Origin of the sequence: Actinosynnema sp. NPDC059797, assembly GCF_042732085.1 — a bacterium.
Taxonomy (GTDB): domain Bacteria; phylum Actinomycetota; class Actinomycetes; order Mycobacteriales; family Pseudonocardiaceae; genus Actinosynnema.
The window spans coordinates 1-8745 of record NZ_JBHWIE010000301.1; the positions used below are offsets into that span (position 1 = coordinate 1).

The 8745-nt window shown below is 74.4% G+C and carries 9 protein-coding genes; all 9 read left to right on the forward strand.

Going from position 1 to position 8745, the window contains the following annotated elements:
• Positions 1 to 1895: polyketide synthase dehydratase domain-containing protein (locus ACFV4N_RS35040; RefSeq protein ID WP_499676954.1), on the forward strand; the 1895-nt coding region annotated here is incomplete at its 5' end.
• 1 nt (position 1896) lies between these two features.
• Positions 1897 to 2355, forward strand: coding sequence for an acyl-CoA thioesterase (locus ACFV4N_RS35045; RefSeq protein WP_499676955.1), 459 nt, complete (start codon positions 1897 to 1899; stop codon positions 2353 to 2355).
• Positions 2352 to 2855 carry a flavin reductase family protein gene (locus tag ACFV4N_RS35050; RefSeq protein ID WP_499676956.1) on the forward strand — a complete coding sequence of 168 codons (504 nt, stop codon included), beginning with the start codon at positions 2352 to 2354 and terminating at the stop codon, positions 2853 to 2855. Before ACFV4N_RS35045 ends, ACFV4N_RS35050 begins: the two co-directional genes overlap by 4 nt.
• A 34-nt stretch (positions 2856 to 2889) precedes the next feature.
• On the forward strand, positions 2890 to 3897 hold the full coding sequence (locus tag ACFV4N_RS35055; protein ID WP_499676957.1) for an SDR family NAD(P)-dependent oxidoreductase: 1008 nt from the start codon (positions 2890 to 2892) through the stop codon (positions 3895 to 3897).
• Positions 3898 to 4048: 151 nt separating this feature from the next.
• Positions 4049 to 4978 (forward strand): hypothetical protein, encoded by a 930-nt coding sequence (locus tag ACFV4N_RS35060; protein WP_499676958.1) that lies wholly within the window; start codon positions 4049 to 4051, stop codon positions 4976 to 4978.
• A 14-nt stretch (positions 4979 to 4992) separates the two neighbouring features.
• Positions 4993 to 5475, forward strand: coding sequence for a hypothetical protein (locus ACFV4N_RS35065; protein ID WP_499676959.1), 483 nt, complete (start codon positions 4993 to 4995; stop codon positions 5473 to 5475).
• Positions 5476 to 5508: 33 nt separating this feature from the next.
• Positions 5509 to 6054, forward strand: a complete 546-nt coding sequence (locus ACFV4N_RS35070) for a carboxymuconolactone decarboxylase family protein (RefSeq protein ID WP_499676960.1) — start codon at positions 5509 to 5511, stop codon at positions 6052 to 6054.
• Between the two features lie 195 nt (positions 6055 to 6249).
• Positions 6250 to 7437, forward strand: coding sequence for an acyl-CoA dehydrogenase family protein (locus ACFV4N_RS35075; RefSeq protein WP_499676961.1), 1188 nt, complete (start codon positions 6250 to 6252; stop codon positions 7435 to 7437).
• Between the two features lie 23 nt (positions 7438 to 7460).
• Entirely contained in the window at positions 7461 to 8648 is a 1188-nt protein-coding gene (locus ACFV4N_RS35080; protein WP_499676962.1) for an acyl-CoA dehydrogenase family protein, read from the forward strand.
• Positions 8649 to 8745 lie beyond the last annotated feature (97 nt).

An 8745-nucleotide genomic window follows, 5' to 3' on the forward strand; every position in this document is an offset into this window, starting at 1 on the left:
GCGCGCAGACCGGCCTGACCGAGGAGGACTTCCGGGCCACCCTCGCGCCGAAGGTCGCGGGCCTGGAGGCGGTGCTGTCCGCGGTGGACGCCGACCGGGTGAAGCTGCTGATCACCTTCGGCAGCATCATCGGCCGCGCCGGGCTGCGCGGCGAGGCGCACTACTCCACCGCCAACGACTGGCTGACCGAGCTGACCGTCCGGTTCGGGCGCGAGCACCCCGCGGCACGCGTGCTGGCGCTGGAGTGGTCGGTCTGGTCCGGCGCGGGCATGGGCGAGCGGCTGGGCGTGGTGGAGGCGCTGATGCGCGACGGCATCACGCCGATCTCCACGGACGCGGGCATCGCCGTGCTGCGCGAGGTGCTGGCCGACCCGGGCGCGGGCCCCGTGCTCGTCGTGTCCGGCCGCGCCGCCGGCCTGCCGACGCTGGAGCAGGAGCGCGCCGAGCTGCCGCTGACCCGGTTCGTCGACCGCGTGGTGGTGCACTACCCGGGCGTGGAGCTGGTCACCGAGGCCGAGCTGTCCGACCGCAGCGACCCGTACCTGGGCGACCACCTGCTGGAGGGCGACCTGCTGTTCCCGGCCGTCATCGGCATGGAGGCCATGACCCAGGTCGCCGCCGCCCTCACCGGGCACGACGCGCCACCGCTGCTGGAGGACGTGCGGTTCCTGCGGCCGGTGGTGGTGCGCCCCGGCGGTTCGCTGACCGTGCGGCTCGCGGCGCTGGCCCGCGACGCGGAGACCGTGGACGTGGTCATCCGCGCCGAGGACACCGGCTTCTCCGCCGACCACTTCCGGGCCCGCCTGCGGTTCCCCCGGCCGGAGATCCCCGGCGACCGCGTCGACGGGACCGCCGCGCTGCCGCCCGTGCCGGTCGACCCGGTCACCGAGCTGTACGGCTCGGTGCTGTTCCAGGGCAAGCGGTTCCAGCGACTCCAGGGCTACCGGCGGGCCTCGGCCCGGCACGCGGTGGCCGAGGTCGCCACCGCGCCGACCGCGTCCTGGTTCGCCCCGTTCCTGCCGCAGGACCGGCTGCTGGCCGACCCCGGCACGCGGGACGTGATGATGCACGCCATCCAGTGCTGCGTCCCCGACGCCACGCTGCTGCCGGAGGGCGTGGAGCGGCTGTACCTGGCCGCGCCCGTCGACCAGCTCGCCGAGTACGTGGTCCTGGACGCCCGCGAGCGCTCGCAGGACGGCGACAGCTACACCTACGACCTCGACGTGCGCGACCCGCAGGGCCGGCTCGTCGAGCGCTGGGAGGGCCTGGTGCTGCGGGCCGTGCGCAAGCGCGACGGCGCCGGGCCGTGGACGCCGACCATGCTCGGCTCCTACCTGGAGCGCTCCCTGGAGCGGGTCCTGGGCGGCAGCCGCGCGGTCGTCGTCGAACCCGACCCGACCGGCGTCGAGGCCGAGCGGCGCGCGCAGACGGCGCTGGCGCTCAGCCGGGCGCTGGACCGGCCGGTCGAGGTCCGCTACCGGCCCGACGGCAGGCCGGAGGTCGACGGCGCCTCGGTGTCGGCCTCGCACGGCGCGGGCCTGACGTTCGCCGCGGTGGCCGCCGGCGGCGCGCTCGCCGTCGACGTGGAGACCGCAGTGCCGCGCGGCGCGGACGACTGGGCCGGGCTGCTAGGCCGGGACCTGCTCGCCGTGCGGGACCTGCTCGCCGGCGAGGCGGGCGAGTCCGCGGACGTGGCCGGGACCAGGGTGTGGGGCGCGCTGGAGTGCCTGCGCAAGACCGGGTCCACCACGCAGGCGCTGACCGTCGACCGGGTCCACCCGGACGGCTGGGCGGTGCTGTCGACCGGCGACGCGCGGGTCGCCACCTGGGTGACCGCCGTGGACGGTCGGACCGAGCCCGTGGTGTTCGCGGTGCTCGTGGGGAAGGAGGACTGACGTGCCGGGCTACTACGAGATCCGCCACACCGTCGGCTTCGAGGAGACCAACCTCGTCGGCAACGTGTACTACGTGAACTACCTGCGCTGGCAGGGCCGGTGCCGCGAGATGTTCCTCAAGGAGAAGGCGCCGTCCGTGCTGGACGAGGTCCGCGACGACCTCAAGCTGTTCACCCTCAAGGTCGAGTGCGAGTTCGTCGCCGAGATCACCGCGTTCGACGAGCTGTCGGTGCGGATGCGGCTGGAGGAGCTGACCCAGACCCAGGTCCAGTTCAGCTTCGACTACGTCAAGGTCACCGGCGGCCAGGAGGTGCTGGTCGCCAAGGGCCGCCAGCGGATCGCGTGCATGCGCGGCCCGAACACCGACACCGTGCCCGCCCGGGTGCCCGAGGACCTGCGCCGGGCGCTCGCGCCCTACGCCGAGACCCCGGTGCTCGCGCGCGCCGGGCTGGGGGGATGACCGTGAGGCAGTCGACGTCCACCATGGAGCAGACCTCGCTGCGGGAGGCCATGTCCCTGTTCGCGACCGGGGTGACGGTGCTGACGGTCGGTGGCGAGCACGTGCACGGCATGACGGCCAACGCCTTCACGTCCGTCTCGCTGGACCCGCCGCTGGTGCTGTGCTGCGTGGCCAGGTCGGCGGTGATGCACGGCGCCATCGACGGCGCGGAGCGGTTCGCGGTGTCCATCATGGGCGCCGACCAGCGCGACACCGCGAAGCACTTCGCGGACAAGCGCAGGCCGCTCGGCGCCGCCCAGTTCGACGCGGTGGAGTGGCTGGAGGGGCCGCACAGCGGCGCGCCCCTGCTGTGCGGCGCCCTGGCCTGGCTGGAGTGCCGGCTCGCGCACCGCTACGAGGGCGGCGACCACACCATCTTCGTCGGCGAGGTGCTCGACTGCCGCCGCGGCGAGGGCGACGGGGCGCTGCTGTTCTACGGCAGCGCGTTCCACCGGGTCTGACGGTGGGCCGGTTCGAGCGGGGAGGAGCGGGGACGTGCTGGTGACCGTGACCGGGGGTACGGGGTTCGTCGGGGCGCACACGGTGGCCGAGCTGGTGCGCGCCGGCCACCGGGTCCGCCTGCTGGTCCGCGAGGGCAGCGCGGTGGACGCGGCCCTGCGGCCGCTGGAGGTGCCGCCCGGCGCGGTGGACGCGGCGCTCGGCGACGTGACCGACGAGCGGTCGGTCGCCGCGGCCGTGCGCGGCGCGGACGCGGTGGTGCACGCGGCGTCGGTGTACTCGTTCGACCGGCGCCGCCGCGCCGAGATGCGGCGCACCAACGCCCGCGGCACGGAGGTCGTGCTCGACGCCGCCCGCCGCGCCGGGGTGGGGAGGGTCGTGCACGTGTCGAGCACGGCCGCCCTGTTCGGCCCCGGCGTGCGGGTGATCGGCGACCACTCGCCCGTCGGCTCCTCGCGCGAGCCGTACGCGGCCACCAAGGCCGAGTCGGAGCGGATCGCGCGGCGGCACCAGGAGGAGGGCGCGCCGGTGGTGATCAGCCGGCCGCCCGCCCTCCTCGGGCCGCACGACCCCAGGCTCGGCGACCAGGTGCGGCGGCTGCGGGACACGCTGCGCGGCATCATGCCGGTGTGGCCGGCGGGCGGCCTCCAGATCGGCGACGTGCGGGACACCGCGGTGCTGCACGCCGCGCTGCTCGACCCGGGGGTCACCGGGGCGCACTTCGGCCCCGGCCACCACCTGACCACCCGGGAGTACGTGGACGCGGTCCGGCGGGCCTCGGGGCGCGCGTTGCCGGCGGTCTTCCTGCCCGCGGGGCTGATGGGGCCCGTGGGCCGGTTCACCGACCTGGTCCAGCCCGTCTGGCCGTGGCACGTCCCGGCCGAGCACGAGGCGATCGCCACGGTCGGCGCGGCGGTCCGGGTGGACCCGGCGGCGAGCACGCTCGACCTCAAGCCGAGGCCGTTCGCCGACACGGTCGCCGACACCGTGCGGTGGCTCGTCGACACCGGGGCCGTGTCGCCCCGGCGGGTCCGCGGGCGCTGACCGGGCGCCCTCCGCACGCCGGGCCGTGACCGCCGGGCCGTGACCGCCGGCTTCGACCGCAGGACAGCACAGCGGGAGTAGCCGTGCGGGCGCGGCCCGGCGGACAGTGGGACGGCCGGAACCGCCCGACCAACGCAGCGAGGTGAACGCCATGGCCCACGCCCGGAGCGCGACAGGGGTCGAGCCGTCGACCGGACGGGACGGGCACGCCGGACGGGGCAGGCTGATCGCGGGCAGCGCCGCCGCCGGGGTGCTGCTCGCCGTCCTGTGGTCCTACGAGTTCGTCGACCACGTGATCGGCGCGAACGTGGCGGGCGCGCTGCTCGGCGAGGACGCCTCCGCGATGTCCATCGCGGGTGTCGCCTCGGGCCTGGCGTTCGCGTTCGTCTCCGGCCTGGCGGGCACGTTCACCGCGTGCAACATCGCGATGGCCGCGTCCGTCGGGCCGATGGGCCAGGCCTCCGGCGCGGCCCCCGGGTCGGTGCGGCCGCTGCTGCGCCCGCTGGGCCTGTTCACCGCGGGCGTGGTCGGCGTGTCGGCGCTCTACGGCGCGGTCGGCGTGCTGATCGGGCCTGGCCTGCCCCAGCTGTCGAGCGCCACCGTCGGGCAGGTGCCGGTGCGCCTGCTCCAGTCCTCCGTCGTGTTCGGCGTCGTCGGCCTGGCCTTCGCCTTCCTGGGGCTGGCCTCCCTCGGCGTGGTCCGCGACCCGTTCCGCGGCCGGCCCGCCGCCCGCGTGGTGGTGCTCGGCGCGCTGGTCGGCGCGTTCCTCGTCGGCCGGCCCTACCCGCTGTTCATCAAGCTGTTCCGCTCGGCGGTCGAGTCCGGCAACCCGCTGTACGGCGCGGGCGCGTTCGTGCTCCAGTCGCTCGGCAACGTCCTGCTGGCCGTCGCCGTGTTCGTCGTGCTGGCCCTGGTGACCCGGGGGCGGTTCCTGCGCTGGTTCGCGGGCGGCTCGCCGCGCACGACCGCGGTCAGCGCCGCGCTGCTCATCGCCCTCGGCGTCTTCCTGCTCGTGTACTGGGACCTGCGCGTGCCGTCGATGTTCGGGTTCGGCTGGTTCCCCACCATGCCCTACAACTGACCGAGGAGTTGATCGTGTCCGCGACAACCGCTGCGCCCACGTCCACCGCCGCGCCACCGGTCGCCGCGCCCGGCTCGCGCGTCCGCCAGGGCGCCCTCGCCGGGCTCGCCGGCGGCGTCGTGTTCGGGCTGCTGATGGCCGGGATGGGCACGTTGCCCCTGGTCGGCCTGCTGATCGGGGTGGACGACGCCCTCGTCGGCCTCGCCGTGCACCTGGTGATCTCGGCCCTGGCCGGCGCGCTGTTCGGCGCGCTGAGCGGCCGGCTGCCCGACGCCGTCGTGCCCGTCTACGGCCTGAGCCTGGTCTACGGGGCCGCGTGGTGGGTCGTGGGCGCGCTGGTGGTCATGCCGCTGTGGCTGGCCGTCACGGCCGACCCCGCGATGAGCGGGATGGTGCTCGTGGTCGGCGACGCCCAGTGGGTCAGCCTGTTCGGCCACGTGTTCTTCGGCCTGACGACGGGCGGCACGCTGCTCGCGCTGCGCGGCCATGCCCGGTAGCGGCGGCTCCCGGCCGGGGGAGGGGTGACCGGCGTGGCGCACATCGACCTGGGCGTGGACGAAGAGGAGTACCCGGGCATCGCGGGCCTGCTGCGCTACCGGCCGGAGACGGCCAAACCGCTCAACGAGCTGGCCGAGGTGCTGCTGCGCGGGCCGAGTTCGCTGTCGCGGGGCGAGCGCGAGCTGATAGCCGCGCGCGTGTCCGGCCTCAACGAGTGCTCGTTCTGCCGGGACTCGCACTCGGCGTTCGCCGCCGCGCAGCTCGACGGTGGCGCCGACCTGGTCCGGCTCGTGCGCGCCGACCCGGGCACGGCGCCGATCGGCGCCAGGCTGAGGGCGCTGCTGGCCGTCGCCGACGCGGTGCAGCGGTCCGGGCGCGAGGTGACCGCCGAGCTGGTCGGCGCCGCGAGAGCGGCGGGCGCGACCGACCTGGAGATCCACGACACCGTGCTCATCGCGGCGGCCTTCTGCATGTTCAACCGGTACGTCGACGGCCTCGGCACGGCCCGGCCGGACGACCCCTCCGCCTACGAGGGCGTCGCGCGCAACGTCGTCGCGAACGGCTACATCTGGTCCTAGAACACCGCCCTCCCACCACCCACCGTCCTCATCGGACGGTGGGTTTTCTCTTGCCCGGGAAGGGTGTGGGCAACCTCGGAGATGTGCCCGACGCCGGATCGGGACAGGGTTGTCGGTGCGACCGGTGGCCAACCCCGGCGCGGACCGCCGGGACGAGCGGGAGACGTGTGCAGTTCACCGTACCGAGGAGCGCAGATGACGATCACCGGGTCGCCGGCGCGGCAGGACATCGTCCGCCGGGCGACGGACCTCGTGGACCTGGTCCGCGGGCACGCCGCGTGGATGGAGGAGAACCGCGCCCTGCACCCGGAGGTGCTGGAGGCGGTCGACGGCGCCGGCCTGCTGAAGTTGCGGGTCCCGGTGCGCTACGGGGGCTACGAGTCGGACATGGCCACCGTGGTCGACGTCATCGCCGAGCTGTCCCGCGGTGACGGCTCGCTCGGCTGGGTGTTCAACGCCTGGATGAACGGCTGCTGGCTGGCCGGCCTGCTCCCGGACGAGGCCCAGGACGAGATCTACGGCGACATGGGCGGCGTGGGGATCGGCCTGAGCGTCAGCCCCACCGGCGTCGCGACGCCGACCGCGGGCGGCGTGGTGCTCAACGGCAAGTGGGCGTTCTGCTCGGGCATCCTGCACGGCGGCTGGTTCGCCCACTCCGCCGTGCTGGCGCACGAGGACGGCGCGCAGGAGCCGATCACGGTGCTGGTCCGCGCCTCGGAGCTGGCCGTGGTCGACGACTGGCACACCGCCGGCCTGCGGGCCACGGGCAGCGTCACCACCCTCGCCGAGGACCTGTTCGTCCCCGACGAGCGGGTGATCCGGATGGTCCCGCTGCTGACCGCGGGCGAGCACCGGTCCCGGCTCAACGCGGCCTCGCTGGTCTGGCAGGCGCCGTTCTCGCCGGCCGCCTCCGCGGTGGGCAGCGCGCCGGCGCTGGGCGTGGCGCGGGCGGCGTGGGACCTGTTCTTCGAGCGCCTGCCCGGCCGCAAGATCACCTTCACGCGCTACGAGCGCCAGGAGGAGGCGCCGCTGACCCACCTCCAGGTGGCCGAGGCGGCGATGAAGATCGACGAGGCCGCGTTCCACGTGCACCGCGTGGCCGCGCGCGTCGACGCCAAGACGCTGGCCGGCGAGGCGTGGAGCACCGAGGAGCGGGCCGTGTCGCGGATGGACATGGGCGCGGCCACGCAGCTCGCCAAGGAGGCCGTGGACGTGCTCAAGACCGCCAGCGGCGGGTCCTCGATCTACTCGCACGTGCCGATCCAGCGGATCGAGCGGGACGTCCTCGCCATCAACCTGCACGGTGTCCTGCACCCCAACACGAACCTGGAGCTCTACGGCCGCGTCCGCTGCGGCCTGGAGCCCAACACCGACCTCATCTAGGCCCTCAAGGAGCGAAGAAAGCGATGGTGCCGACCGTGGAAAGTCCTACGCGAGAGCAACTGGTCAACCGCGTGGCCGAGCTGGTGCCGGTCCTCCGCGAGAAGGCGGCCTGGATGGAGGAGAACCGGCGCCTGCACCCCGAGGCGATCGACCTGCTCGCCGAGGCCGGCCTGTTCAAGCTGCGCCGCCCCAAGCGGTACGGCGGCTACGAGACCGACACCCGCACCCTGATCGACATCGGCGCGCACCTCGCCCGCGCCGACGGGTCGCTGTCCTGGACGATCGGCGTGTACTGGACCCCGACCTACATCACCGGCATGTTCCCCGACGAGGCCCAGGACGAGGTGTTCGCCACCGAGGACGTCCGGGTGTGCGGTTCCAGCACGCCGAGCGTCATGGCCGCGCCGGTGGACGGGGGCATCGTCCTCAACGGCCCGTCGAAGTTCGCCAGCGGCGCGCTGCACGCGCACTGGCAGGAGGTGGCGGCGATCCTGATCCGCCCGGACGCCGAGCCCGAGCCGATCATGGCCCTGGTGCCGATGTCCGACCTGGAGCTGGTCGACGACTGGCACACCTCCGGCCTGAAGGCCACCGGCAGCATCACCACGCTGGCCAAGGACGTGTTCGTGCCGCAGCACCGGGTCATCCCGATGTCGGCGGCGATGATCCCGCAGTCGCTGTCCCAGGCCAACGCGGACTCGCCCATGTACCGCACGCCGACCTCGCTGGTCGCGGCGGCGTCCGGCGCGGGCACCCCGATCGGCCTGGCCGAGGCCGCGCTGGAGGTCTTCCTGGAGCGCCTGCCCGACCGCAAGATCACCTACACCTTCTACGAGAAGCAGGGCGAGGCGCCGATCACCCACGTGCAGGTCGGCACCGCGAAGCTGAAGATCGACGCGGCCCGGTTCCACGCCGAGCGGTGCGCCGCGCTGGTGGACGAGAAGTGCCGCAACGGCGAGCCGTGGAAGCTGGAGGAGCGGACCCAGGTCCGCGTCGACTGGGGCCAGGCGGCCAGGCTCGCCAAGGAGGCCGTGGACGTGCTGTTCTCGGCCAGCGGCGGCTCCGCCATCTTCGACAAGAAGAGCCCGTTGCCCCGGATCGTCAACGACATGAACGCGGTCAACCTGCACGCCCTGATCAACCCGGACACCAACACCGAGACCTACGGCCGCGTCCTGTGCGGCCTGGAGCCCAACACGGTCTACGTCTAGCCGACCTCGGGAGGGGTGGGGGGGGGGCGGCCCGCTCACGCCGCCGGGGGGGGGGCGCCGGGGGGGGGGGGCGGGCCGGGGGGGGGGTGGGCGTGGA

Excerpts from the sequence above, each read along its gene's own strand:
- ACFV4N_RS35050 (WP_499676956.1), top strand. The coding sequence starts at position 2,352 with ATGACCGTGAGGCAGTCGACGTCCACCATGGAGCAGACCTCGCTGCGG.
- ACFV4N_RS35060 (WP_499676958.1), top strand. The coding sequence starts at position 4,049 with ATGGCCCACGCCCGGAGCGCGACAGGGGTCGAGCCGTCGACCGGACGG.
- ACFV4N_RS35075 (WP_499676961.1), top strand. The coding sequence starts at position 6,250 with ATGACGATCACCGGGTCGCCGGCGCGGCAGGACATCGTCCGCCGGGCG.
- ACFV4N_RS35080 (WP_499676962.1), top strand. The coding sequence starts at position 7,461 with ATGGTGCCGACCGTGGAAAGTCCTACGCGAGAGCAACTGGTCAACCGC.